The organism is Thauera carbonicopians (assembly GCF_025699485.1).
GTDB lineage: Bacteria > Pseudomonadota > Gammaproteobacteria > Burkholderiales > Rhodocyclaceae > Thauera.
Window position 1 is genome coordinate 65256 of the sequence record NZ_JANUXN010000008.1, and the last position, 22917, is coordinate 88172.

General features: G+C 66.4%; 26 protein-coding genes, 3 tRNA genes and 2 riboswitches. Of the genes, 9 read left to right on the top strand and 20 right to left on the bottom strand.

What is annotated here, in order from left to right:
- Nucleotides 1-98 precede the first annotated feature (98 nt).
- Together NX068_RS11985 and crcB are read left to right on the top strand one after the other, a co-directional pair.
- Complete coding sequence (locus NX068_RS11985) at nucleotides 99-854, top strand: sulfite exporter TauE/SafE family protein (RefSeq protein ID WP_263461494.1); 756 nt, start codon at nucleotides 99-101, stop codon at nucleotides 852-854.
- 9 nt (nucleotides 855-863) lie between these two features.
- A riboswitch (Fluoride riboswitch) is annotated at nucleotides 864-930 on the top strand.
- Nucleotides 931-996: 66 nt separating this feature from the next.
- A complete protein-coding gene (crcB, locus tag NX068_RS11990) occupies nucleotides 997-1380 on the top strand; it encodes a fluoride efflux transporter CrcB (protein WP_263461495.1) in 384 nt (127 codons plus the stop codon).
- A gap of 7 nt (nucleotides 1381-1387) precedes the next feature.
- Here crcB and NX068_RS11995 read toward each other — a convergent pair whose 3' ends face one another.
- From NX068_RS11995 to NX068_RS12005, 3 genes are read right to left on the bottom strand one after another with little or no spacing between them, the layout of a single operon-like run.
- On the bottom strand, nucleotides 1388-2632 hold the full coding sequence (locus tag NX068_RS11995) for an MFS transporter (protein WP_263461496.1): 1245 nt from the start codon (nucleotides 2630-2632) through the stop codon (nucleotides 1388-1390).
- A 35-nt stretch (nucleotides 2633-2667) separates the two neighbouring features.
- Entirely contained in the window at nucleotides 2668-3381 is a 714-nt protein-coding gene (locus NX068_RS12000; protein ID WP_263461497.1) for a glutamine amidotransferase, read from the bottom strand.
- A gap of 37 nt (nucleotides 3382-3418) precedes the next feature.
- Nucleotides 3419-3589, bottom strand: a complete 171-nt coding sequence (locus NX068_RS12005) for a hypothetical protein (protein WP_263461498.1) — start codon at nucleotides 3587-3589, stop codon at nucleotides 3419-3421.
- A gap of 81 nt (nucleotides 3590-3670) precedes the next feature.
- On the opposite strand from NX068_RS12005, the gene NX068_RS12010 reads away from it, so the two are divergent.
- Both NX068_RS12010 and NX068_RS12015 read left to right on the top strand, forming a co-directional pair.
- Nucleotides 3671-4219, top strand: a complete 549-nt coding sequence (locus tag NX068_RS12010; RefSeq protein ID WP_263461499.1) for a hypothetical protein — start codon at nucleotides 3671-3673, stop codon at nucleotides 4217-4219.
- A 122-nt stretch (nucleotides 4220-4341) separates the two neighbouring features.
- Nucleotides 4342-5796: an NCS1 family nucleobase:cation symporter-1 gene (locus NX068_RS12015; RefSeq protein ID WP_263461500.1), complete on the top strand. Its 1455-nt coding sequence runs from the start codon at nucleotides 4342-4344 to the stop codon at nucleotides 5794-5796.
- 91 nt (nucleotides 5797-5887) lie between these two features.
- On the opposite strand, the gene NX068_RS12020 is transcribed toward NX068_RS12015, so the two are convergent.
- The 10 genes from NX068_RS12020 to NX068_RS12065 form a co-directional block, all read right to left on the bottom strand.
- Nucleotides 5888-6214 (bottom strand): MafI2 family immunity protein, encoded by a 327-nt coding sequence (locus NX068_RS12020; protein ID WP_263461501.1) that lies wholly within the window; start codon nucleotides 6212-6214, stop codon nucleotides 5888-5890.
- The gene (locus tag NX068_RS12025) at nucleotides 6214-6915 is read right to left on the bottom strand and encodes an RES family NAD+ phosphorylase (RefSeq protein WP_263461502.1); all 702 of its coding nucleotides are present in this window, start codon (nucleotides 6913-6915) and stop codon (nucleotides 6214-6216) included. The genes NX068_RS12020 and NX068_RS12025 overlap by 1 nt, the downstream gene beginning before the upstream one ends.
- Nucleotides 6912-7286 carry an antitoxin Xre-like helix-turn-helix domain-containing protein gene (locus NX068_RS12030; protein WP_263461503.1) on the bottom strand — a complete coding sequence of 125 codons (375 nt, stop codon included), beginning with the start codon at nucleotides 7284-7286 and terminating at the stop codon, nucleotides 6912-6914. The genes NX068_RS12025 and NX068_RS12030 overlap by 4 nt, the downstream gene beginning before the upstream one ends.
- 189 nt (nucleotides 7287-7475) lie before the next feature.
- Nucleotides 7476-7551, bottom strand: a tRNA-Gly gene (locus tag NX068_RS12035).
- Nucleotides 7552-7581: 30 nt separating this feature from the next.
- Nucleotides 7582-7656, bottom strand: a tRNA-Thr gene (locus NX068_RS12040).
- Nucleotides 7657-7733: 77 nt separating this feature from the next.
- Nucleotides 7734-7809, bottom strand: a tRNA-Lys gene (locus NX068_RS12045).
- Nucleotides 7810-7905: 96 nt separating this feature from the next.
- A complete protein-coding gene (ruvC, locus tag NX068_RS12050; RefSeq protein WP_263461504.1) occupies nucleotides 7906-8460 on the bottom strand; it encodes a crossover junction endodeoxyribonuclease RuvC in 555 nt (184 codons plus the stop codon).
- On the bottom strand, nucleotides 8457-8774 hold the full coding sequence (locus NX068_RS12055) for a heavy metal-binding domain-containing protein (protein ID WP_263461505.1): 318 nt from the start codon (nucleotides 8772-8774) through the stop codon (nucleotides 8457-8459). The genes ruvC and NX068_RS12055 overlap by 4 nt, the downstream gene beginning before the upstream one ends.
- 33 nt (nucleotides 8775-8807) lie before the next feature.
- Nucleotides 8808-9701 carry a DMT family transporter gene (locus tag NX068_RS12060; protein ID WP_263461506.1) on the bottom strand — a complete coding sequence of 298 codons (894 nt, stop codon included), beginning with the start codon at nucleotides 9699-9701 and terminating at the stop codon, nucleotides 8808-8810.
- Between the two features lie 84 nt (nucleotides 9702-9785).
- Nucleotides 9786-10511, bottom strand: coding sequence for a YebC/PmpR family DNA-binding transcriptional regulator (locus tag NX068_RS12065; protein WP_263461507.1), 726 nt, complete (start codon nucleotides 10509-10511; stop codon nucleotides 9786-9788).
- Nucleotides 10512-10714: 203 nt separating this feature from the next.
- Between NX068_RS12065 and NX068_RS12070 the strand changes: the two genes are divergently transcribed.
- Entirely contained in the window at nucleotides 10715-12214 is a 1500-nt protein-coding gene (locus tag NX068_RS12070; RefSeq protein WP_263461508.1) for a helicase HerA-like C-terminal domain-containing protein, read from the top strand.
- 132 nt (nucleotides 12215-12346) lie between these two features.
- Here the strand turns inward: NX068_RS12070 and metF are convergent, their stop codons facing one another.
- The 7 genes from metF to metK all read right to left on the bottom strand — a co-directional run bounded on the left by metF (nucleotide 12347) and on the right by metK (nucleotide 19163).
- Nucleotides 12347-13180: a methylenetetrahydrofolate reductase [NAD(P)H] gene (gene metF, locus NX068_RS12075; protein ID WP_263461509.1), complete on the bottom strand. Its 834-nt coding sequence runs from the start codon at nucleotides 13178-13180 to the stop codon at nucleotides 12347-12349.
- Nucleotides 13177-14034 carry a TlyA family RNA methyltransferase gene (locus NX068_RS12080; protein ID WP_263461510.1) on the bottom strand — a complete coding sequence of 286 codons (858 nt, stop codon included), beginning with the start codon at nucleotides 14032-14034 and terminating at the stop codon, nucleotides 13177-13179. The genes metF and NX068_RS12080 overlap by 4 nt, the downstream gene beginning before the upstream one ends.
- Before the next feature lie 9 nt (nucleotides 14035-14043).
- Entirely contained in the window at nucleotides 14044-14460 is a 417-nt protein-coding gene (locus tag NX068_RS12085; RefSeq protein ID WP_263461511.1) for a PIN domain-containing protein, read from the bottom strand.
- The gene (locus tag NX068_RS12090) at nucleotides 14457-14813 is read right to left on the bottom strand and encodes a FitA-like ribbon-helix-helix domain-containing protein (RefSeq protein WP_263461512.1); all 357 of its coding nucleotides are present in this window, start codon (nucleotides 14811-14813) and stop codon (nucleotides 14457-14459) included. The genes NX068_RS12085 and NX068_RS12090 overlap by 4 nt, the downstream gene beginning before the upstream one ends.
- Before the next feature lie 97 nt (nucleotides 14814-14910).
- A complete protein-coding gene (gene ahcY / locus NX068_RS12095) occupies nucleotides 14911-16332 on the bottom strand; it encodes an adenosylhomocysteinase (RefSeq protein WP_263461513.1) in 1422 nt (473 codons plus the stop codon).
- A gap of 113 nt (nucleotides 16333-16445) precedes the next feature.
- Nucleotides 16446-16548, bottom strand: a riboswitch (S-adenosyl-L-homocysteine riboswitch).
- 266 nt (nucleotides 16549-16814) lie between these two features.
- The gene (locus NX068_RS12100) at nucleotides 16815-17804 is read right to left on the bottom strand and encodes a hypothetical protein (RefSeq protein ID WP_263461514.1); all 990 of its coding nucleotides are present in this window, start codon (nucleotides 17802-17804) and stop codon (nucleotides 16815-16817) included.
- Between the two features lie 195 nt (nucleotides 17805-17999).
- Nucleotides 18000-19163: a methionine adenosyltransferase gene (gene metK, locus NX068_RS12105; RefSeq protein WP_263461515.1), complete on the bottom strand. Its 1164-nt coding sequence runs from the start codon at nucleotides 19161-19163 to the stop codon at nucleotides 18000-18002.
- A 315-nt stretch (nucleotides 19164-19478) separates the two neighbouring features.
- Here metK and NX068_RS12110 point away from each other — a divergent pair, with 315 nt between their 5' ends.
- From NX068_RS12110 to NX068_RS12125, 4 genes are all read left to right on the top strand, one after another.
- Nucleotides 19479-20360 carry a lysophospholipid acyltransferase family protein gene (locus tag NX068_RS12110; protein ID WP_263461516.1) on the top strand — a complete coding sequence of 294 codons (882 nt, stop codon included), beginning with the start codon at nucleotides 19479-19481 and terminating at the stop codon, nucleotides 20358-20360.
- Complete coding sequence (locus NX068_RS12115) at nucleotides 20357-21229, top strand: lysophospholipid acyltransferase family protein (protein WP_263461517.1); 873 nt, start codon at nucleotides 20357-20359, stop codon at nucleotides 21227-21229. The genes NX068_RS12110 and NX068_RS12115 overlap by 4 nt, the downstream gene beginning before the upstream one ends.
- Before the next feature lie 93 nt (nucleotides 21230-21322).
- On the top strand, nucleotides 21323-22156 hold the full coding sequence (gene dapF, locus NX068_RS12120) for a diaminopimelate epimerase (protein ID WP_263461518.1): 834 nt from the start codon (nucleotides 21323-21325) through the stop codon (nucleotides 22154-22156).
- Nucleotides 22157-22270: 114 nt separating this feature from the next.
- Entirely contained in the window at nucleotides 22271-22909 is a 639-nt protein-coding gene (locus tag NX068_RS12125) for a DUF484 family protein (RefSeq protein ID WP_263461519.1), read from the top strand.
- The last annotated feature ends 8 nt before the right edge of the window (nucleotides 22910-22917 follow it).

Below are 22917 nucleotides of genomic sequence, written 5' to 3' on the forward strand. Positions count from 1 at the left end.
AACGAGTGGACAGTTGGCATCGTACCGGGTGCAAGGTGGCCGGCTTCTGCCTGTAGTCCGTTTAGGGCCACAATGCACGGCAGAAAAAGGCGGGGTTCATGGATTCGATCTATTTCATGGTGGCGGCAGGGGCCGTGGTGGCAGGCTTCGTGCAAGGCCTGTCGGGTTTTGCCTTCGGCATGGTCTCGATGTCGATCTGGGCCTGGGTGCTGGACCCGCACCTGGCGGCGGTGCTAGCGGTATTCGGCGGACTCACCGGCCAGATCATCGCCGCCGTCACGGTGCGGCGTGGCTTCGATCTGGCCAAGCTGCTGCCCTTCGCGCTGGGCGGGCTTGCGGGCGTGCCGCTGGGGGTGTGGGTGCTGCCGCATCTGGATGTGGCGCTGTTCAAGGCCGTGCTGGGCACGCTGCTGGTGCTCTGGTGCCCGGCCATGCTGATGTCGGCCAAGTTGCCGCGCATCGAGCGCGGCGGGCTGCTGGCCGATGCGTCGGTGGGCATTGCGGGTGGGGTGATGGGCGGCATCGGCGGTTTCACCGGTGTGCTGCCCACGCTGTGGGGCACGCTGCGCGGCTGGCCCAAGGATGAACTGCGCGCCGTGGTCCAGAACTTCAACCTGGCGATGCTCGCCGTGACCATGGGCACTTATCTCGCCACCGGCCTCGTCACGGCGCGCCATCTGCCGTTCTTCGGCATCGTGGCGCTGGCAGTGCTGGTACCGGTGCTGCTGGGCGCGCGGCTGTATGCCGGCATCAGCGAGGAACGTTTCCGCCAGATCGTGCTGGGGCTGCTGACCGCATCCGGCGTGGCGCTGCTGGCGTCGGCCGTGCCGGTGCTGGCGCGGCGCTTGCTGTGAGGCGCTATACTGGCGGGCGGAGATGGCATTCCTCCCTTAACCGCCGCAGCGCGCGGCTGATGATGCCTACGACTGGCCGGACGGGCCGCGTAGGTGTGTGCTGCCTGTCCTGATGACGATCGAATGAAAAGGACGATGCAGCATGTGGAAACCCATCATCGCCATTGCCGTCGGCTCGGTGCTCGGCGGCCTGCTGCGCTGGGGCCTGGGCCTCAAGCTGAACAGCCTGTTCCCCGCGATGCCGCCCGGCACGCTGGCGGCCAATCTGATCGCCGGCTACCTGGTCGGTCTCGCCGTGGCCTTTTTCGCCCAGATGCCCAGCCTGTCGCCGGAATGGCGGCTGCTGATCATCACCGGTTTCTGCGGCGGGCTGTCCACCTTCTCGACCTTCTCGGCCGAGATCGTCCACCTGTTGCAGCGCGGCCTGTATGCAGGGGCGATGGGGGCGGTCGCCATTCACGTCGCCGGTTCGGTGGCGATGACGCTGGCGGGCATCGCCACGGTGGCGTGGCTGCGGGCTTCGTGATGCGGCATCAGCCGGTGCCGGCGGCGCCGGCATCGGGCACCTGCCGTTTCATCGCCAGCGCGAGCGCCGCCACTGCGAGCGCGAGCGGCACGAAGGACACCCACAGCACCGTGTTCCAGCCATAGGCCGACAGCAGGCCGCCCGACGAGAACGAACCCAGCGCCATCAGGCCGAACACGATGAAGTCGTTGAACGACTGCACCCGCGTCTTCTCTTCCGGCCGGTGGCACTCCAGCACCAGCGCGGAAGCGCCGAGGAAGCCGAAGTTCCAGCCCAGGCCCAGCAGGATCAGCGACCACCAGAAATGCACCACCTCCGCGCCCACCAGTCCGGCGGCAGCGGACAGGCCGATGAGCAGCAGGCCCGCCGTCGCCACGCGCCCGGCGCCGAAGCGGCCGATCAGGCTGCCGGTGAAGAAGCTGGGCGCATACATGGCGATGACGTGCCACTGCAGGCCGAGGTTGGCCGATGTCTGGGAATGCCCGTGCATGTGCATCGCCAGCGGCGCGGCCGTCATCAGGAAGTTCATCAGCATGTAGGACACCGCGCCGCAGATCGCCGCGGCGACGAAGCGCGGCTGGCGCGCGATCACGGCGAGCGGACGACCTCCGCCGGCCATTTCGTCTGCTGTCGGCATCGGCAGGCGTACGCCGAGCAGGATGAAGGCCGAGATCGCGGCGACCGCGGCCTGCACCAGATAGGTGGCGGCGAACAGGTGCGGCTGCCACAGGTCCATCGTCCAGGTCACGAGCTGCGGCCCGACCACGCCCGCCGCCACGCCGCCGGCCATCACCAGCGACAGCGCCCGTGCCCGCCGCTGCGGCGCCACGCCGTCGGCGGCAGCGAAGCGGAAGCTCTGTACCACGGCGGCATAGCTGCCGGCGAAGAAGGTGGCGAGGCAGAACAGCCAGAACGATTCGATGACGACCGCCAGCAGCGCCAGCAGTCCGCCCAGCACGCCGGCCGCGGTGCCGACCAGGAAGGCCGCCAGCCGCCCCCGGCGCCGCGCCAGCGACCCCAGCGGCAGGATGCAGGCCGCCATGCCCACGACGAAGATGGATACGGGCAGGGTCGCCAGCATCGGCGACGGCGCCAGCGCGTTGCCGACGATGGCGCCGGTGGCGAAGATCACCACCGCGTTTGCGCCGGCCAGTGCCTGCGCGATGGCAAGCCGCCAGATGTTGCCGCGCTGGGTTTTCTCGGGCAGCAGGTCGGGGGTGGAGTTCATGGTGGCCGTGTGTTCGTTGGTCATTGTTTTTTTGTCGTGCCGTGATGGACCGCCTGTGCTCACATGCGGCTGTCTTGCGGGCCGGCGAGCGCCAGTGCGGCGAATCGCGCCAGCAGGCTGGCTGCTTCGGGCGTCGGATGGGCGGTGGCGCCGGCTGCCGGGATGAGCCGGTCGAGATAGCCCTGCATCGCAGCGGCGGAGAATTCGGGGTGGAATTGTACGCCCCAGGCGCATTTGCCGATGCGGAACGCCTGATGCGGCTCGTGCGTGTTGTGCGCCAGCCGGACGGCGCCGGGTGGCAGTTCCAGCGCCGATTGCCGATGCACCAGCTGGGCAGGGAAGCCTTCGGGCAAGGCCGCGAACAAGGGGTCTTGCCGGGCGGCAGGCGTCAACTCGATGGTGTGGGTGCCGATTTCCAGCCCCGCTGGATGGTCGTCCACCCGCCCGCCCAGTGCATGGGCCAGCAACTGGTGGCCGTAGCAGATGCCGAGCACGGGCACTTCCGCATCCACGCAGGCCTTCAGCCATCGACCCAGCCGTTCGCTCCAGGCGGCCCGCTCGCTCACCATCGCATGCGAGCCGGTGACGACCACGCCGGCGATGCCCGCCGGATTCGGCAGGGTCGGGCTGGTGCGCGCGTCCAGGCAGCGGTGCGGGGTAGATGGTCCCAGTCCGGCGGCGATCCAGTCGCCGAAATCGCCTGCCGAATCCCGGGCGTGACGGATTTCGGCATGGGGTTCGCCGGTGACGGCGATGAGGATGGGCTTCTGCATGGAACCTGATGTATTGAGGAAAGGCATGCCAGCAAGTTTAGCGATCCGGCGGGAAGCCGGTGTCGGCAAGCGACGGCAATTCGGCGCTTCCGACGAGGAAGCCGCAGCAGCCGGAAATGCCAAGGTCGATCCGAGCCTCCATCGTACCGAAATGGCCGTGCCGGGCATGAGTGCGCATGCCGGATGGGCCGATGGCGAGCAGGCGCATCGGCAGGCGGCATGGCTCGTGCTGGCGCGAGGCCACCGGGGGCGGTACTCTCTTGCGCGCCCCGTTCCACGGAGATCCATCGTGACGCACATCCTTCTGCCCGCCTTGCTGCTCGTCGCTTCCGGCTTGTCCCATGCCGGCACCGAGGCGGAAGAACGGCTTGAAGCCCTGGGGGTGCTGATCGAGCATTCAGAGACCGTGGCCTGCGACACCACTTTCATCGGCCACAAGTCCGCCAGGGAACTGCTCAGGAACGTCCACGCCATGGAGCGCGACGAGGAAATCGGCAGCGCCACCTACTACATCCTGTGGGGCGGCGACATGGGCTGCAATCGCGGCGCGGGCACGTCCTCGTGGTTCGTCAGCGAAGTCGGGCGCCATTCGGATTCGAGGCCGTTCATGGTCCGGACCAACCATGTTTTCGGCGAGCAGTTCGCCAGCGAGGTCAACCCGAGGTTCATCAGGGAGCTGAAGAAGACGGGCGACAGGCAGTTCGTCGTCATCTCCTCCGAGCACGCCGAAAGCGATGCCAACAACTTCCCCAGCAAGCGGTATCGCTACACGCTGGAAATGCGGCAAGGGGTCTGGCAGGTGGTCGACAGGAAGTTTCTTGGCAGGAACGAGTATTGATGCTTCACTTCAGTGAGTCGGCTGGTGCCAGTTCCTGAGGTGTGTGCGGCTGGCGCGGTTATTGCATCTGACCGGTACGGTAGCCATCTCTTCCCGGGATGCACCAGCAAGGAGCACGCCAAATGCACGACATTGCCGACGATACCGGCTTGCACAATGACTCGCTCGCGCCCGTTCCCAAGGAGAAGCAGACCTGGGGCTGGTTCGACATCTTCAACATCTGGGCCAACGACATTCAGAGCCTGTTCGGCTATTCGCTGGTGGCCTCGCTGTTCATCGCTTACGGCGTCACCGGCTGGACGGCCTTTGCCGCGCTGATCACGGCCAGCCTGCTGGTCATGGTGCTGGTCAATATTTCCGGCAGGCCCGGAGTCGATCACGGCATTCCGTATCCGGTGCTGGCGCGGGTGAGCCTGGGCGTGGGCGGTTCGCGCCTGCCGTCGGTGCTGCGTGCCACCGTTGCCGTGTTCTGGTACGGCGTGCAGACCTATTTCGCGTCCACGGCGCTGGAGCTGCTGATCATGACGCTGACGGGCGCAGGCTCCGGCGGTGCCGCCTGGTTCGGCCTCACCGCAATCGGCTGGTTCTCCTTCGTCACCGTCTGGGCCTTGCAGATCTGGTTCTTCTCGCGCGGCCTGCGCTGGATCAATCTCTTCCTGAATGTGGCGGGCCCGTTCGTCTACCTGATCATGATCGCCTTGCTGGTGGTGCTGTGGCAGAAGTCCGACGGCCAGCTGCTGAGCGCGGCACAGACCATCTTCGCCCCCGAGAATCCGAGCTTCTCCACGGAAATCAAGGGCTTCATCGCCATCGTCGGCACCATGGTGGCCTACTTCGCGGCGGTGATGATCAATTTCAGCGACTTCTCGCGCTACACCAGGAGCAGGCGCGCGATGGTGCTGGGCAACCTGGCCGGGCTGCCTTTCAACATGATGCTGTTCTCGGGCCTGGCGCTGCTGATCACCGCCGGTGCTGCCGTGGTCTATGGCGAGAGGATCATCAACCCGACCGAAATCGTTGCACGTGCGGACAGCGCCCTGTTCAGCGTGATTGCGGCCATCACCTTCTTCTGCGCCACCGTCAGCATCAACCTCGTGGCGAACTTCATCCCGGCCATCAACGGCATCGCCAACCTGGCGCCGAGCCTGATCAACTCCTACCGTGCCGGCTGGATCACTTCGCTGCTGGCGCTGGTGATCGGCGGTTTCTGGGTGGGCTTCATCAGCACGGTGGGCATCGCCGGCTTCGTCAATACCCTGGGTGCGACGCTGGCCCCGCTGTACGGCATCATGGTGGTCGATTATTACCTGGTGCGCCGCCAGCGCATCGTGCTGGCCGACCTCTACAGCACCGACCCGGCCGGCGCCTACGCCTACCGCAGGGGCTGGAACCAGAAGGCGCTGATCGCCTTTGGTGCTGCCGCGGTCTTCTCGGTGGCCACCGTCTGGATCGATTTCCTCGCTGATCTGTCCGGCTATGCCTGGCTGCTGGGCGCGCTGCTCGGCGGAGTGATCTATGGCTTGCTGGCGCGTGGCATGGTTGCCCGGGAGCTGCCCGAGCCATCCGCGGCCGGCTGAACTTGCGCTGCTTTATGGTGCACTGCCGCACCAGAGTGGTATTTCGAGGCAGCCCAGGGAGGCGTGGAAGCCCCCTGGCGCTGGTGCCCGATCACTGCTTTGCGAGAAAAACCGTCCGTCTGGTTTCATCCTGAACGGCGGGCAGGAAGCCGGCATCGACCGCGACGCTGCAGCCGATGCGAACCTGGGCAGCCGGCGTCAGGATGCCGTGCAAGTCCTCCATGTAGATGGAGGTCTCGTCGGCCGCGTCACGAATTTCTTCCACGTCCTCGGCGCGATACTCGCGCAGCCTTGCTTCGATCACCCATTCGCCGTGCTGGTGGCACAGCACGATCCTCCTGAGCTTGGGAGAAATCGCGCCCAGCAGCCCCTGCATCAGCATGAGCTGCACCCGGTTCCAGTCCTCGTTGGCCGGCATCAGAAGTTCCAGACGAAGCTTTGGCCATTCCCGGCGAGCATCACCGACTTTCGGGAGGCCTTGCAGGCCCAGCGCTGGATCGTTCGGTCGAGCGATGCGCCGGGTTCGAACAGGCAATCCGGGTCGAATACCACGGCGCAGCGCTCTGTCGGTGCCCGTGCCGACTCGTAGCCCAGCCATTGGACCTCGCGCTCCCGGGCCGCGGCGGCCACGGCGTGGGTGGCGCTGTAGTCGCTGCCATGCGTCCATGCGGCGCGCGCCCCTACCCAGGGTTCGGACATCAGGTCGATGGACGTGCCCTCGATCCTGGCCCGGAAGAAACTGTGCTCGGTGAGCAGCACTTCGTCCTGCAGGCCCGTGCTGTCGATGATGAAGCGGTGGCGCCAGTATGCGACCTCGGCGCAGGCGCCGTAGATGCTTTCGGCGCCGTACCACTGGCCTTTCGATCTCGGCGGGCGGAAGCGGCTCGCGTGGGCGGGGTTGTAGCGGAACGGGGTGATCAGCAGGTAATGCTTGGGACGGGCCGTATGCGGCAGCGCCGGCTTGCTGCCTTCCAGCAGCGACTCCAGCAGGCCCTGTTCTTCCGGCGTATCCACCAGGCGCATCGTCGACACCACGTGCTGCGCTTCGACACCGCGCCACGCATGCATGCTGCGCACGGCTATCGAGCCGTCGAACCACTGCGAATCCCAGGCCGTCACGAGGGTGCCCGCATGCCGTCGAGGTAGTTCAGCGCGGCGACCAGCCCTTCGGCCTTCTGGACCAGCTTGCGGGGCTCTCCGCCGAGCGCATCATTGGGGCTGTTCATCCAGGCGAGGCGCTTCCGGTCGTCGGTGCCCACCAGCGCATCCAGCGACCGGTATACGCGTACCAGAAGCAGTGCCAACTCACCCTCTTTCGATTCGGGGTCGATGCGCTTGTCGCCCTTCAGGATGCGTGAGACGGTCGGTTCGCTGACGCCGATGGTACGCGCGAGCGCCGCGCCTGAAAGCCCGAGCAACTGGCCCGCTCTGGCCGTCGCTTTTGCCAGCACTTCACCGGGATCGGCTTTCGTCACGATGCCTTGCTTCATGGCGTTCCCCTTCTGGGACAGCGATTTCCATGGAAATATTATTGATTAGATACCAAATATTTTCACGGAAAATTGAAGCCTTGCAGCCGGTGTGTGCTTCGTGCGAGGAGATGATCCGGCTCGGAAGTGTCCGGAAACGAAAAAAGGAGCCGAAGCTCCTTTTTCTGCAACCCTGCGGCTGCGCCGTACTGGAGCGGGAAACGAGTCTCGAACTCGCGACCTCAACCTTGGCAAGGTTGCGCTCTACCAACTGAGCTATTCCCGCGTAAAACCTCTGGCTTGCCAGGCAGTTGCCTGGTGCCCATGGGCAGGATCGAACTGCCGACCTCTCCCTTACCAAGGGAGTGCTCTACCACTGAGCCACATGGGCAGTTCCCGCCTGCCCCCGGCTCGTTCAGAGCCGGGATTGAAAAGGCCGACCCTTTCGAATCGGCCTTTCATGTTGTCTGGTGGGGGCACAAGGACTCGAACCTTGGACCAATTGATTAAGAGTCAACTGCTCTACCAACTGAGCTATACCCCCGGTGCCTTGCGGCGGATCGGCGTTTCCGTCGATCAAGAGCCGCGAATTATAGAGAGGCTTCCCGCCCGGTGCAACATCCGCGCGGATATTTTTTGCTCAGGCGAGGATGCGGCCCGCGCGCCGCCGCGTACCGACGCCTGCCAGGCCGCCGAGCCCCTGTCCGCCGTGGGCATGGCAGATGGCGCAGGCGAGCGCGTCGGCGGCGTCGGGGCTGGGGCAGGCATCGAGCGCCAGCAAGCGCTGCACCATGTGCTGCACCTGCTCCTTGGCCGCCTTGCCGTAGCCGACCACCGACTGCTTGACCTGCAGCGCGGTGTATTCGGCCACCGGCAGTTCGCAGGACACCGCGCCGCAGATCACCGCGCCGCGCGCCTGGCCCAGCAGCAGCGTGGACTGCGGGTTGACGTTGACGAAGACCTTCTCGACCGCGACGACGTCCGGCTGGTAGGTGGCGATGACCTCGCGCACGCCGTCGAGCAGGGTCTTGAGGCGGCCGGGCAGTTCGCCGTCTTTGGTCTTGATGCAGCCGCTGGCGACGTAGCGCAGCTGGCTGCCGAGCTGGTCCACCAGGCCGAAGCCGGTGATGCGCAGCCCCGGGTCCAGCCCGAGGATGCGGGTTGCGACGCTGCGCGAGGCGGCGGCTTTGCTCAAATCTGCACGGCGGTGCCGCTGACGCACACCATCAGCATGCCGTTGTCCGCGCCCAGCACTTCGTAATCGACGTCGATGCCGATGACCGCGTTGGCGCCGAGTTTCTTCGCCTCCGACTCCATCTCGTTCATCGCGATGCGGCGGGCGTCGGACAGCGTGCGCTCGTAGGCGCCGGCACGGCCGCCGACGACGTTGCGGATCGACGCGAACATGTCCTTGAAGATGTTCGCGCCGATGATGGCTTCGCCATTGACGACACCCAGATACTGGCGCACCGGGCGGTTTTCGAGCGTGGACGTGGTGGTCATCAGCATGATCTGTTCTCCGCTTTGGGGGGAAACCGCATTCTAGCCCTTGCGCGCCAGCCAGACGCCAGCCACCGCCACGGCCATGCCGGCGAGCGCGATGGCGCTCAGCGTCTCGCCGAACATCGCCCAGGCGATCAGCGCGGTGGTCGGCGGCGTGAGATAGAACAGGCTGGCGACGTTGACCGCGCTGCCGCTGCGGATCAGCAGGTTGAGCAGGCTGATCGCGCCGAGCGACAGCACCAGCACCAGCCACAGCAGGGCGAAGATGAATTCGCCGCTCCAGTCGATGGCCATCGTTTCGGTCTGGCTGGCGATCAGCGCGGTGACCGCCAGCGTCGGCACGAACTGCACTACCGAGCCGGTACGCAGGTCGAAGCGCGGGCAGAAGCGCTTCTGGTACAGCGTGCCGGCGGTGATGCCGACCAGCGCTGCCAGCGCCGGTATCAGCATGTGCAGCAGGGCGCCGGGTGCGACGCCGTCCACCGTCGCCTTGCTGCCGACCACCAGGCCGACGCCGGCAAAGCCCAGCGCCAGTCCTGCCCACTGGCGCGGCGACACGCGTTCGCCCAGCAGCAGGCCGGCGCAGGCCGCGGTCAGCAAGGGCTGCATGCCGACCACCAGTGCCGACACGCCGGCCGGCAGGCCGCGGTCGATCGACATGAACACGCCGCCCAGGTACAGCGCATGCACCAGCAGGCCGGTGACGCCGATGTGGAAAGCTTCGGCCGGACTGGAGGGCCAGGGCGCGCGCATGAGCAGCGCCAGCGCCGTCATCAGCGCGATCACCAGTACGTAGCGGGCAGCCAGGAAGGTCAGCGGCTCGGCATAAGGCAGGCCGAACTTGGCGCCGATGAAACCGGTACTCCACAGCAGCACGAACAGCAGCGGCGTCAGGCGCTGAACCCAGGGCGAAGAAAAGGCGGTGGACGGCATGGTCGGAGGGGGAACTGGGGCAGCGGAAAAAGAAAGCGGCGCCGGGCGCCGCTGTCGGGTGTGTGAGGGTCGAAGGCCGCCAGCTTACTCGCCGATCTCCGCCGAGGTATAGACCTCCTGGACGTCGTCGAGGGACTCCAGTGCGTCGAGCAGCTTCTGCATGCGCACGGCCTCGTCGCCGGACAGCTCGATGACGTTCTCCGGCTTCATCGTCACTTCGCCGAATTCGGCGGTGAAACCGGCCTGTTCCAGCGCTTCCTTCACCGTGGTGAACTCCCACGGGCCGGTGATGACTTCGATCGAGCCATCGTCGTTGGTGAGAACGTCCTCGGCGCCGGCGTCGAGCGCCGCTTCCATCAGCGTGTCCTCGTCGGTGCCCGGGGCGAACAGCAACTGGCCGCAGTGTTTGAACTGGAAGGCGACGCAGCCGTCGGTGCCCATGTTGCCGCCGTACTTGGAGAAGGCGTGGCGCACGTCGGCGACGGTGCGGGTCTTGTTGTCGGTCAGGCAGTCGACCATCACCGCCGAGCCGCCGATGCCGTAGCCTTCGTAGCGGGTTTCCTCGTAGCTGACGCCCTCGAGTTCACCGGTGCCTTTCTTGATCGCGTTGTCGATCTTGTCCTTGGGCATGTTGATGCCCTTGGCCTTGTCCACCGCCAGGCGCAGGCGCGGGTTGAAGCTGGGGTCGCCTCCGCCCATCTTGGCGGCGACGGTGATCTCCTTCGCCAGCTTGGAGAACGCGGCGCCGCGCTTCTCGTCCTGGCGCCCCTTGCGGTGCTGAATATTGGCCCACTTCGAATGACCAGCCATAAGACCCTCGATACTGCCGTAAGCGGTTGAAAGTTGCGCAGTATACAACCCGCTGGCGCCCGGCCGCACGCCGCGCATCGCCTGCGCTCGTCGCTGTGCTGTTTCGGCCTGCCATCGGCCGTCGCCGGTGCCGCTGGCGGCCTGATAAACTCGGGCGCGATGCGGGAGCCCCGCCGACCACATGACCACTCCGGAGTGATGCGATGACCGAAGCGCTGCTGATTGCCAAGACCGCCGACAAGGAAATCCATCTGCTGCCGCGCCTGGCCAACCGCCACGGTCTGATCACCGGCGCGACCGGCACCGGCAAGACGGTGACGCTGCAGAAGCTGGCCGAATCCTTCGCTTCCATCGGCGTGCCGGTGTTCATGGCCGACGTCAAGGGCGACCTGTCGGGCATCGGCGCGGCGGGGACCAAATCCGACAAGCTGATGCAGCGCCTGGCCGCGATCGGCATCGACGAATACACGCCGCGCGCCAACACCGTGGTGTTCTGGGACGTGTTCGGCGAGCAGGGCCATCCGGTGCGCGCCACCATCTCCGACATGGGGCCGCTGCTGATCTCGCGCCTGCTGAATCTCAACGACACCCAGACTGGCGTGCTGACGCTGGTGTTCAAGGTCGCCGACGACAACGGCCTGCTGCTGCTCGACCTCAAGGACCTGCGCGCGATGGTGCAGTACGTCGGCGAGAACGCGAAGAGCTTCACCACCGAGTACGGCAACATCTCCACCGCGTCGATCGGCGCCATCCAGCGCAACCTGCTGGCGCTGGAGCAGCAGGGCGGCGACCTGTTCTTCGGCGAGCCGATGCTCGACATCGCCGACCTGATGCAGGCCGATGCCGACGGCCGCGGCGTCATCAACGTGCTCGCCGCCGACCGCCTGTACAACTCGCCCAAGCTGTACTCCACCTTCCTGCTGTGGATGCTGTCCGAACTGTTCGAGCAACTGCCGGAAGTGGGCGACCCCGACAAGCCGAAGATGGTGTTCTTCTTCGACGAAGCCCACCTGCTGTTCAACGATGCGCCCAAGGCGCTGATCGAGAAGATCGAGCAGGTCGTGCGCCTGATCCGCTCCAAGGGCGTCGGCGTCTACTTCGTCACCCAGAACCCGCTCGACGTGCCCGAGACCGTGCTCGGCCAGCTCGGCAACCGCGTCCAGCATGCGCTGCGCGCCTTCACCCCGCGCGACCAGAAGGCGGTGAAGACCGCCGCCGACACCATGCGGCCGAACCCGGCTTTCGACGCCGCGGCGGCGATCACCGAGCTGGGCGTGGGCGAAGCGCTGGTGTCCTTCCTCGACGAAAAGGGCCGGCCGCAGATCACCGAGCGCTGCTTCGTCATCGCACCGGATTCGCGCCTCGGGCCGCTGAGCGAAGCCGAACGCCGGGCGGCGATCACCGGCTCGGTCATCTACGGCCACTATGAGAAGGCGGTCGACCGCGAATCGGCCTACGAAATCCTGCGTGCCCAGGCCGACAGCAAGACCGCGGCGGCACCGGCGAAACCGGGCGCTGCCGGCAGCGACGACAATGGCAACATGCTCAACGACATCCTGTTCGGCTCCACCGGCCCGCGCGGCGGCAAGCGCGACGGCCTGGTGCAGATCGCCGCCAAGACGGTGACCCGCACCGTCGGCAGCAACCTCGGCCGCCAGATCGTGCGCGGCCTGCTCGGCTCGCTGCTCGGCGGCAAGCGCTGATGAGTCCGATTGGCTGAAGATACTGTCATGCCGGCCAAGCTTTCGTAGCGGCTTTAGCCGCGAAAACGGCCGTGTTGCCGCTCTGAGCGTAAAGCCGCTCCGGAAAGCTTATTGCGGCTGGGCGCCCCGGCCTCAGGCCAGATCCAGCCGCTTGCAGATCTCGGTGGTCAGGGCCGCCTGGTTCATGCTGTAGAAGTGCAGGCCGGGCGCGCCGGCGGCGATCAGCTTGCTGCACAGCTCGGTGACCACGTCGAGGCCGAAGGCGCGGATCGAGTCGCTGTCGTCGCCGAAGGCCTCGAACTTGCGGCGCATCCAGCGCGGAATCTCGGCGCCGCAGGCATCGGAGAAGCGTGCCAGCTTGCTGAAGCTGCCGATCGGCATGATGCCGGGCACGATGGGGAGGTCGAGCCCCATCTTGCGGACCTCGTCGACGAAGTGCAGGTAGGCGTCGAAGTTGTAGAAGTACTGCGTGATCGCCGAATTGGCGCCGGCTTCGGCCTTGCGCTTGAAGGCGAGCAGGTCGTCCTTCGGGCTGCGCGCCTGCGGATGCCATTCGGGGTAGGCCGCCACTTCGATCGAGAACCGATCGCCCGTCTCGGCGCGGATGAATTCCACCAGTTCGTTGGCGTAGCGGAACTCGCCGGCATCGCCCACGCCCGAGGGCAGGTCGCCGCGCAGCGCGACGATGCGGCGGATGCCGGCCTCGGCATATTCCTGCAGTATCTCGCGGATGCTGTCGCGGGTCGAGCCGACGCAGGACAGGTGCGGCGCGGCCTCGAAACCGGCGGCGGCGATTTCCTTCACGGTGGCAAACGTGCGTTCGCGGGTGGAGCCGCCGGCGCCGTAGGTGACGGAGAAGAAGGCCGGCTTCAGCGCTGCCAGCCGGTCGCGCGTGGTGCGCAGTTTTTCCGCGCCTTCGGCGGTGGTGGGCGGGAAGAACTCGATCGAGATTTCAGTGTGGTTCATGCTGTGTCGGAATCGGTTTTGCCACCGGATGCACGGATGGCGTGGAAGAAGAATTCGCGGTTGCCGTCGCCGCCGGTGATCGGCGAATCGAACCAGTCGAGCACGATCAGGCCTGCCTCGTGCGCAGCGGTGCGCAGCCTGGCCTCGACCTCGGCATACAGCGCGGTGTCGCGCACGATGCCGCCCTTGCCGAGGCCTTGCGGGCCGACTTCGAACTGCGGCTTCACCAGCGCCAGCACATGGCCGCCCGGGGACAGCAGCGCGGGCCATTGCGGCAGCAGCAGCGTCAGCGAAATGAAACTGGCGTCGCATACCAGCAGGTCGAAACCCTGCGGCGGGAAATGCTCGCCCAGCGCGGCGGCGTCCAGATGGCGGGCGTTGATGCCTTCGAGCGTGACGCAGCGCGGCTCGGCCGCCAGGCGCGGGTGAAGCTGGCCGTGGCCTACTTCGACGCCGACCACCTTCGCTGCACCGGCCTGCAGCAGGCAGTCGCTGAAGCCGCCGGTCGACTGGCCGAGGTCGAGGCAGACCGCGCCATGCACGTCGAGTCCGCTGCGCGCCAGCGCGCCGCCGAGCTTCAGCGCGCCGCGCGAGACGAAGCGGTCGCTGTCGTCCGCTGCCACCGTCAATTGGGCGTCGGGCGGCAGCACCTGCGCCGGCTTGGCCAGCGGCTGGCCTTCATGGCTGACGCGGCCGGCCTCGATCAGTGCCCGCGCGGCGGTGCGCGAAGGCGCAAGCCCCTGCGCCACCAGCAACTGGTCGGCACGCAGCATGCCGTGGCGCTCGACCGGCGCCTTGGCTTCCGCTGCCTGGCGCGGCCGTCCCTGACGGGCATGGAAGGAGTTCATCGACAAGGCTTCGGCTCACCCAAGAAAAGGGTTGAACACAAGCACGCCGTCGTAGTTCTGACCGTGCTTCAGGTCTTCACTGACGACCGTGTGTGCACCCAGACGACGGGCTGCGCACAGGATGGCAGCATCCCAGTGGCTGAGCTGCCAGCGTTCGCGCAAGGCCAGCGCTTCCTGCACCAGTTCCTTGTCCATCGGCTGCACCGGCCGATGAGCGGCAAACTGCTCGACCAGCCGACGTGGTGCATCGGTTGGCAGGCCGTGGCGGGGCTGCCGGGCGTTGGCGTAGAACTCCATCAGCACCTGGGTGGACAGACCCCAATCGGCGCTTGCCACCCATTCCCGCGCCAGCGCTCGCCTGCCGGCATGGTCGGCGGCAAGCGAAGTCGCGTAGATCAGGATGTTGGTGTCCAGGAAGTGGCTCGGCTTCATCGGCGGTAGTCGGCTTGCCGCTCTTGCACGAGGTGGTCGATTTCACGCGTCAGGCCGCGATCGTTGGCCTGCTCGCGGCTCAGCAGCGGAGCATCGCCCCAATGCGTGCCGGCAACGATTCGATCGAGCTTGGCCAGCAGATCATCCGGTGCTTTAGCAAGTGTCGGCTTTGCCCGCAGATTCGTCCCCGCTTCAGGTTGCTGCGTGCTGATCTGGCCACCCTCCGCTGCCAACAAGGTTTCCAGCGTGTGCATCAATTCGCCCTGGATGGAGCGGTGATTACGCGCAGCCAGAGCCCGCAAGCGTGCGGCCAGTTCGTCGGGCACTTGCTTGATCGTCAAGGTTACGGGCATGAGGCTGTCTCCGGTGGTTCCAATATGGTTCCATTATGGCCGGCGAGGATGCTGGCAGCAAGCTGCCCCGCGGGCATTGCCGCGGGGCAGCTCCGGCTCAGTAGCGGTAGTGCTCGGGCTTGTACGGCCCTGCCACCGGCACGCCGATGTAGTCGGCCTGGGCCTGGCTCAGCACGGTCAGCCGGGCGCCGATCTTCTTCAGGTGCAGGCGGGCGACCATTTCGTCGAGCTGCTTGGGCAGCACATAGACGCCGACGGGGTACTCGGCGGTCTTGGCGAACAGCTCGATCTGCGCCAGCGTCTGGTTGGCGAAGGAATTGCTCATGACGAAGCTGGGGTGGCCGGTGGCGCAGCCCAGGTTCACCAGGCGGCCTTCGGCCAGCAGGATGATGCGCTTGCCGTCGGGGAAGATGATGTGGTCGACCTGCGGCTTGATGTTCTCCCACTGGTACTGGCGCAGGCTGGCGACTTCGATCTCGGAGTCGAAGTGGCCGATGTTGCAGACGATGGCGTTGTTCTTCATCGCCTTCATGTGATCGTGGGTGATCACGCCGACGTTGCCGGTGGTGGTGACGAAGATGTCGCCGAGCACGGCGGCTTCTTCCATGGTGACGACGCGGAAGCCTTCCATCGCAGCCTGCAGCGCGCAGATCGGGTCGATCTCGGTGACCCACACGGTGGCGCCGAGGCCGCGCAGCGACTGGGCGCAGCCCTTGCCGACGTCGCCGTAGCCCAGCACCACGCCGATCTTGCCGGCGATCATCACGTCGGTGGCGCGCTTGATGCCGTCGACCAGCGATTCGCGGCAGCCGTACAGGTTGTCGAACTTGGACTTGGTGACCGAATCATTGACGTTGATCGCCGGGAACTTCAGTTCGCCGCGGGCGTGCATTTGGTACAGGCGGTGCACACCGGTGGTGGTTTCCTCGGTGACGCCCTTGATCTGCGCCAGGCGGGTGGAATACCAGCTCGGGTCGGTCTTCAGCTTTTCCTTGATGCTGGCGAACAGCACTTCGGCTTCTTCGCTGTCCGGCTTGTCGAGCACCGACAGGTCCTGCTCGGCGCGCGCGCCCAGGTGCAGCAGCAGCGTGGCGTCGCCGCCGTCGTCGAGGATCATGTTGGAGTAGACGCCCTCATTTCCCTCACTCCCCCATTCGAAGATGCGGTGGGTGTAGTTCCAGTAGTCCTCGAGCGATTCGCCCTTGACCGCGAACACCGGCACGCCCGAGGCGGCGATGGCGGCGGCGGCATGGTCCTGGGTCGAGAAGATGTTGCACGAGGCCCAGCGCACTTCGGCACCGAGCGCGGTCAGCGTCTCGATCAGCACCGCGGTCTGGATCGTCATGTGCAGCGAGCCGGTGATGCGCGCGCCCTTCAGCGGCTGGCTGGCGGCGTAGTCCTCGCGGATCGCCATCAGGCCGGGCATTTCGGTTTCGGCGATGCGGATTTCCTTGCGGCCCCAGTCGGCAAGCGACAGGTCGGCGACGACGAAATCCTTGAAATCAGCCACAGCGTTCATGTGATGCTCCGTGCTATGGCCGGGAGGGAAGGGGCATGGCGTGCGGCTCACCCGGCATCCCGAACCCGGCAGGGTTGAGGGAAGAAACGCCTTCGGACGACACACGAAGGTGTTTCGGGCGAGCGCCGTTCAAACCGCCGCGGCAGCGAGCCGCGGCTTTCCGAGCCTGGGGGCCTGGGCTGGACGGCCCGGCGCCTCGCAGCGCTCCTCGGAACAAGGGCGGCATTATACGGTGCTTGACGTGCGAGTGTGCAGTGCAGTTCGGTTGTCGGGGCTGCTGATGCAGCGGCTGGCCTGATTCGTATGGAAAAATCTTCTGATGACTGGCAGGAAAATATTACATGTCATTGATTTTTATTGAAAATTCGCCTATGGAATCTTTTCAAGACTCTTGAAAAAGGCAAGGCTCCCGATTTCAGCATTCTGCGTGTCGCACCATAAGGATCGACAGGCGTCATGTACCGGATATTGCGCGGGGAGACTCAGGCAAGGCTTGCGAGGTGATCCACCAGCGTTCGCTCGTTGACGAAGCTCAGTTCGTACATCGAGGTGAACGCCCTGGCATTTTCTTCGGGAAGGCCGGCGATGCACATCACGAACTGGTGTCGACCCAGGCCGAGGCGCTTCTTCAGCGCCAGATAACGGTCGATGTCCTGACGGAATTCGCCGGTCTTGCATTCGATGCAGACGGGAACGGGCGTGGGGCCGTCACGCAGCATGAAAACGTCGACTTCGCACGCGTCGCCATTGCCGGGCATCAGCCGCAAGCTGCGGGCGCAGGACACGCGCCAGCGCCGTTCCTTCGCGTGGCGCAGGCAGACCATCAGTGCGTGCCATTCAAGCCAGCGGCCGCTGAAAAAAGCGCGGATCATCGGCGCGGTCTGGAGCACCAGGCGGATGTTATTTTCCTGCTTGTTGTGCAGGCATTTGGCGATGAAGGAGAAGTCGTAGAGCTGCCGGCAGAAGTCGGTGATCGTGCGGGCGTCTTCCGCGGATTGGTCGGTCAGGCTGATCGACGCGCTGGCGTAGCCCTTGTTCTGCGACCAGCGCATGCGTTCGAGCACGTCCTTGAGTACCGGCAGGTTCGCGCCGATGGCTTCGGCCACCTCGTCGTAGAAGCCGCTGGTATCCACGTTGTCCGGTTCGGCTTCGGCCTTGATCTGCCGCTTCTGGAACCAGTCGTAGATCGGCTGGTGTTGCTGATCGCTGGCGAGGGCGGTGGTGTTGGAGAGATCGATGTCGCTGGCCGGCGTGGATGCCGGAGCCGCGGCGGCCACGTCGGGCACGGAAGCTTTCAGGCGCGCGAGTTCGTGTTGAGCGTCGAAGTAGCGGGCGAGCAACTGCTCGACGAAATACAGCGTGGGGTAGATCTTCGCAGGGGCGCCGCATTTCGGGCAGGCGAGGGTCTGCCCTGCCAGCGTGTCTGCCTGCTCGGCCAGCAGGGTGCATTTGTTGCAGCGGAGAAGGGCCATGGCGTGGGACGCGAGCGGATGTCTGATGCCAGAGGAGTATAGGGCGCTGCCGGCCCCGGGGCGGATGGCGGAGAGGGGGCGGTCGTGACGTACTGCCCATGTTCTGTCACCGGGCCGCCGCACCTCGTCCCACGACGGACAAGAAAACGCCCCCGACCGTCTCCGGCGGGGGCGCCCTGTTCGACGCCGCGAAACTTACAACCCGGCGTCGGCCCTCAGCGCGGCGGCCTTGTCGGTCTGCTCCCAGCCGAATTCCGGCTCGTCGCGGCCGAAGTGGCCGTAGGCGGCGGTGCGGGAGTAGATCGGGCGCAGCAGGTCGAGGGTCTGGATGATCGCTTTCGGCCGCAGGTCGAAGTGCCTGCCGACCAGTTCGACGATCTTCTCGTCGGCGATCCTGCCGGTGCCGAAGGTGTTGACCATCAGCGACACCGGGCGGGCGACGCCGATGGCGTAGGCGACCTGCACTTCGCAGCGCTCGGCCAGGCCGGCGGCGACGATGTTCTTCGCCACGTAGCGGCCGGCATAGGCGCCCGAGCGGTCGACCTTGGAGGGATCCTTGCCCGAGAACGCGCCGCCGCCGTGGCGGGCCGCGCCGCCGTAGGTGTCGACGATGATCTTGCGTCCGGTCAGGCCGCAGTCGCCGTGCGGGCCGCCGACGACGAAGCGGCCGGTGGGGTTGACCAGGTAGCGTACGTTGCCCTGGAGCAACTCCTTGGGCAGCACCGGCTTGATGATGAGCTCGACCACCGCCTCGTGGATCTGCGACTGGCTGACGTCGGGGTCGTGCTGGGTCGACACCACCACGGTGTCGATCGCTGCCGGCTTGCCGTCGACGTACTTCACCGTGATCTGGCTCTTGGCGTCCGGCCGCAGCCAGGGCAGGCGGCCGTCCTTGCGCACCTCGGCTTGGCGCTGCATGACACGGTGCGCGTAGTAGATCGGCAGCGGCATCAGGCTGGGGGTTTCGGTGGTGGCGTAGCCGAACATGATGCCCTGGTCGCCGGCGCCCTGGTCGAGCGGGTCGTCGTTGGCATTATCCACGCCCTGGGCAATGTCGAGCGACTGGCGGTTGATCGCCGCCAGCACCGCGCAGCTCTTGTAGTCGAAGCCGATGTCGGAGTTGTCGTAGCCGATGCGGCGGATGACGTCCTGCGCGATCTCGCGGTAGTTGGGGTGGGCGGCAGTGGTGATTTCGCCCGAGATCACGACCAGGCCGGTCGACACCAGGGTTTCGCAGGCGACGCGCGCCTTGGGATCTTCGGCCAGGATGGCGTCGAGCACGCCGTCGGACACCTGGTCAGCGACCTTGTCCGGATGGCCTTCGGAAACGGACTCGGAAGTAAACAGAAATTCAGCCATGTCGTACTGCTCCAGAAACAAAAAAATCCCCGATCAGCCAATGACTTGCGTCTGCGGCCAGCTCCGGGGATTTTGTCGGGCAGCCGACGCTTTAGCAGTATTTCCGCAAGGTCGACCTGTTTCGGGCCTCTTTGCCCGGTCGCTGCGCCCGCCCTGCAAGTTGTCGATTTAACTCGGCGGTGAGCCGCGATTATAGACCGGGATCGCCGGGTATGTAAGCATTCGGCCCTGCGTGCGGTGTGACCGTATGCACACGCCTGGGCGCGAAGCCTTCGCGCCTGCTCCTTCTTCCCTGTTTCCGGATCCGATTCCGACGTGCTGGTCGATCTTTCGTTTCGTCTTCTGTCACGCCTGCCGCTGTCCTGGCTGCACCGCCTGGGCGGCTGGGCTGGCTGGCTGGTCTATCGCACCTCGCCATCCTATGCGCGGCGCCTGCGTGCCAACCTGTTCAATGCGCTCGGCCGCGAGGACGAGACGGTGCTGCGCGCCGCCGTCGCCGAAGCCGGCCGTCAGGCGATGGAGCTGCCGTGGATCTGGCTGCGCCCGGCCGAGGAAGTCGTCGCCAGCGCGGTGCGCACCGAGGGCTGGGAACTGGTCGAGCAGGCACGCGCGGACGGCGCCGGCATCCTGTTCATCACGCCGCACCTGGGCTGCTTCGAGATCACCGCGCAGTGCATCGCGGCGAAGATTCCGATCACCGTGCTCTATCGTCCGCCGCGCAAGTCCGCCTTGCAGCCGTTGATGGAGGCGGGCAGGGCACGCGGCCAGATGCGCACCGCGCCGGCCGACCTGTCGGGCGTGCGCAAGCTGGTGAAGACGCTGCGCAGCCACGAGGCGGTGGGCATGCTGCCCGACCAGGTGCCGGGCGAAGGCGAAGGGGTGTGGGCGCCTTTCTTCGGCAAGCCGGCGTGGACAATGACGCTGGCGGCGCGGCTGGCGGCGGTGAAGGGGGTGCGCGTGATCTATACCTGGGCCGAGCGCCTGCCGCGTGGTCAAGGCTACCTGTTCCGCCTGCAGGCACCAACCGAGGCGCTGACCGGCGACCCGGATACGGACGCGGCGATCATCAACCGTGAAGTCGAGCGCATCATCCTGCAATGCCCGCAGCAGTATCTGTGGGGCTACAACCGCTACAAGCAGCCACGGAGCGGCGAAGGGGACGGCGGTAAGCGGGAAGCCGGCGAGGAGGAAGCATGAGCCGGCTCGCCATCGGCCTGTTCTGGCTGCTGCACTGGCTGCCGCTGTCGCTGCTGTCGCGCATCGGCGAAGCCTTCGGCCTGCTGCTCTACGTGGTGGTGGCGCCGCGGCGCAAGGTGGTGCTGACCAACCTGCGGCTGTGCTTACCCGAGCTGTCCGACGGCGAACGCCGCGCGTTGGCGCGGCGCCACTTCGCCGTCAATGGCCGCAGCGTGCTCGAACGCGGCCTGGCGTGGTGGGCCAGCCCCGAGCGCCTGCGCCGGCTGGTCCGTATCGACGGGCTGGAGCGCCTGCAGGCGCTGAAGGACGCCGGCAAGCCGGTGATCCTGCTGACGCCGCATTTCGTCGGCCTCGACATGGCGGGCACGCGGCTGTCGATGGAAGGCGACTTCGTCAGCGTCTATGCGCCGCAGAAGAACAAGGTCTTCGACCACTGGCTGCATCACGGCCGCAGCCGCTTCAACGACCAGTTGCTGCTCGCCCGCACCGATGGTGTGCGCGCCACCGTGAAGGCGATGAAATCCGGCCGGCCGCTGTACTACCTGCCGGATCTCGACTACGGCCGCAAGGAGTCGATCTTCGTGCCTTTCTTCGGCGTCCCGGCAGCCACCATCACCGGCCTGCCGCGGCTGGCGCGGCTGGCGGGCGCGGCCGTGATGCCGAGCGTGGTGCGCATGCTGCCCGGCGGCGCCGGCTACGTGCTGGAACTGGGCGAACCCTGGGCGGACTATCCCTCGGACGACGTCGAGGCCGATACCCGGCGCATGAACAGCTGGCTCGAAGGCGTGGTGCGCACCATGCCCGAGCAGTACTACTGGGTCCATCGCCGCTTCAAGACCCGGCCCGAAGGCGAGCCGCGCATCTACTGACACATCGCCGGTGGACGCTGAGCGGCGGGCTGGAGGACAATCGCCGCTCGCGGATGCCCTCCGCCCCTTGACCTTTTTCCCTTCTGGATTGCGATGAAGCTGCGTTTCACCAAGATGCACGGGCTCGGCAACGATTTCGTCGTCATCGACGCGACGCGTGCGCCGGTCGAGCTGACGCCGGCCCGCGTCAGGGCGATTGCCGACCGCCATTTCGGCGTCGGCTGCGACCAGTTGCTGGTGGTCGAGCCCGCAACGCAGCCGGGCGTCGATTTCCGCTACCGCATCTTCAATGCCGACGGCGGCGAAGTCGAGCAGTGCGGCAACGGCGCACGCTGCTTCGTCCGCTTCGTGCACGACAAGGGCCTCAGCGACAAGCGCGAGATCCGCGTCGAGACGCGCTCGGGCATCATTGCCCCGTGCCTGCGCGAAGACGGCCTGGTCACCGTCGATATGGGCGTGCCCGAGCTGGTGCCGGCCCGGATTCCCTTCCTGTCCGATTCCGACGCGGTCGTGCAGCCGCTGCCGGTGGGCGAGGTCACGGTGGCGATCACCGCGGTGTCGATGGGCAACCCGCACGCGGTACAGGTCGTCGCCGACGTCGATGCCGCGCCGGTGGTCGAACAGGGGGCGCTGATCGAGCGCCACGAGCGCTTCCCGGCGCGGGTCAATGCCGGCTTCATGCAGGTGCTCGAGCCGCATCGCGTGCGCCTGCGCGTGTTCGAGCGCGGTGCCGGCGAAACCCTGGCCTGCGGTACCGGGGCCTGCGCGGCGGTGGTCGCCGGCCTGCTGCGCGGCCTGCTCGAGTCGCCGGTGCGGGTCGAGACCCGGGGCGGCGAGCTCGAGATCGCCTGGGCCGGACCGGACACGCCGGTACTGATGACCGGACCCGCGGTGAGCGTTTTCGAAGGCGAGATGGAGCTGGACTGAGGGAGCCGGCGCCCCCGGCCGGGCGCTCCCGACTGCAGGCGTGGCCGAAGGCTCGCCATGGTTTGCCGAATCCTTGATGCCGGGCGGCTCGTACGCCCGGCCGGAGTGATGGACATGAATGCTGACGACGTCGCCCGTTATCTGCGCGACAACCCCGATTTCCTCGCCCAGCACGGCGAGCTGTTCACCCGGCTCACCGTGCCGCATCCGCAGCACGGCGGCCAGGCCATTTCGCTTGCCGAGCGCCAGTTGCACGCACTGCGCGACAAGATCCGCCAGCTCGAACAGAAGCTCGCCGAACTGATCCGTTTCGGCGAGGAAAACGACGATATCAGCGCCAAGGTGCATCGCCTTGCCCTTGCCCTGATGGAGGCCGGCAGTACGGATGGCGTTCGCCGCGTGCTGGTCGGCAGCCTGCAGGAAGACTTTTCGGTGCCGCACGTCGCACTCGAGACCTGGGGCCTGGACGGTGATGCTTCCAGTCTCGGCGAACCGCTGCGCCGCCAGCTCGACGCCCTGCGCAATCCTTATTGCGGCGCGCCCGAGAACATGGAATTGCTGGCCTGCTTCGGCGAAGTCGCGCCGCATGTGCGTTCGGTCGCGCTGATCCCGCTGCGGCGTGGGGGCGCCGCTTTCGGCGTGCTCGCGCTGGGCAGCGCCGAAGCCGAGCGTTTTTATGCCGACATGGGCACGCTTTACCTGAGCCGTCTCGGCGATCTGGCGGCTGCCGCCTTGTTGGCCGGGCGCGCCTGACCAGGCCG

Bases quoted from the DNA above. Each gene is read 5' to 3' on its own strand.
- NX068_RS11985 (WP_263461494.1), top strand. From the start codon at position 99: ATGGATTCGATCTATTTCATGGTGGCGGCAGGGGCCGTGGTGGCAGGC.
- crcB (WP_263461495.1), top strand. From the start codon at position 997: ATGTGGAAACCCATCATCGCCATTGCCGTCGGCTCGGTGCTCGGCGGC.
- NX068_RS11995 (WP_263461496.1), bottom strand. From the start codon at position 2,632: ATGACCAACGAACACACGGCCACCATGAACTCCACCCCCGACCTGCTG.
- NX068_RS12000 (WP_263461497.1), bottom strand. From the start codon at position 3,381: ATGCAGAAGCCCATCCTCATCGCCGTCACCGGCGAACCCCATGCCGAA.
- NX068_RS12005 (WP_263461498.1), bottom strand. From the start codon at position 3,589: ATGCGCCTGCTCGCCATCGGCCCATCCGGCATGCGCACTCATGCCCGG.
- NX068_RS12015 (WP_263461500.1), top strand. From the start codon at position 4,342: ATGCACGACATTGCCGACGATACCGGCTTGCACAATGACTCGCTCGCG.
- NX068_RS12020 (WP_263461501.1), bottom strand. From the start codon at position 6,214: ATGCCGGCCAACGAGGACTGGAACCGGGTGCAGCTCATGCTGATGCAG.
- NX068_RS12030 (WP_263461503.1), bottom strand. From the start codon at position 7,286: ATGAAGCAAGGCATCGTGACGAAAGCCGATCCCGGTGAAGTGCTGGCA.
- NX068_RS12055 (WP_263461505.1), bottom strand. From the start codon at position 8,774: ATGCTGATGACCACCACGTCCACGCTCGAAAACCGCCCGGTGCGCCAG.
- NX068_RS12060 (WP_263461506.1), bottom strand. From the start codon at position 9,701: ATGCCGTCCACCGCCTTTTCTTCGCCCTGGGTTCAGCGCCTGACGCCG.
- NX068_RS12065 (WP_263461507.1), bottom strand. From the start codon at position 10,511: ATGGCTGGTCATTCGAAGTGGGCCAATATTCAGCACCGCAAGGGGCGC.
- NX068_RS12070 (WP_263461508.1), top strand. From the start codon at position 10,715: ATGACCGAAGCGCTGCTGATTGCCAAGACCGCCGACAAGGAAATCCAT.
- metF (WP_263461509.1), bottom strand. From the start codon at position 13,180: ATGAACCACACTGAAATCTCGATCGAGTTCTTCCCGCCCACCACCGCC.
- NX068_RS12085 (WP_263461511.1), bottom strand. From the start codon at position 14,460: ATGAAGCCGAGCCACTTCCTGGACACCAACATCCTGATCTACGCGACT.
- NX068_RS12090 (WP_263461512.1), bottom strand. From the start codon at position 14,813: ATGCCCGTAACCTTGACGATCAAGCAAGTGCCCGACGAACTGGCCGCA.
- ahcY (WP_263461513.1), bottom strand. From the start codon at position 16,332: ATGAACGCTGTGGCTGATTTCAAGGATTTCGTCGTCGCCGACCTGTCG.
- NX068_RS12100 (WP_263461514.1), bottom strand. From the start codon at position 17,804: ATGGCCCTTCTCCGCTGCAACAAATGCACCCTGCTGGCCGAGCAGGCA.
- metK (WP_263461515.1), bottom strand. From the start codon at position 19,163: ATGGCTGAATTTCTGTTTACTTCCGAGTCCGTTTCCGAAGGCCATCCG.
- NX068_RS12115 (WP_263461517.1), top strand. From the start codon at position 20,357: ATGAGCCGGCTCGCCATCGGCCTGTTCTGGCTGCTGCACTGGCTGCCG.
- dapF (WP_263461518.1), top strand. From the start codon at position 21,323: ATGAAGCTGCGTTTCACCAAGATGCACGGGCTCGGCAACGATTTCGTC.
- NX068_RS12125 (WP_263461519.1), top strand. From the start codon at position 22,271: ATGAATGCTGACGACGTCGCCCGTTATCTGCGCGACAACCCCGATTTC.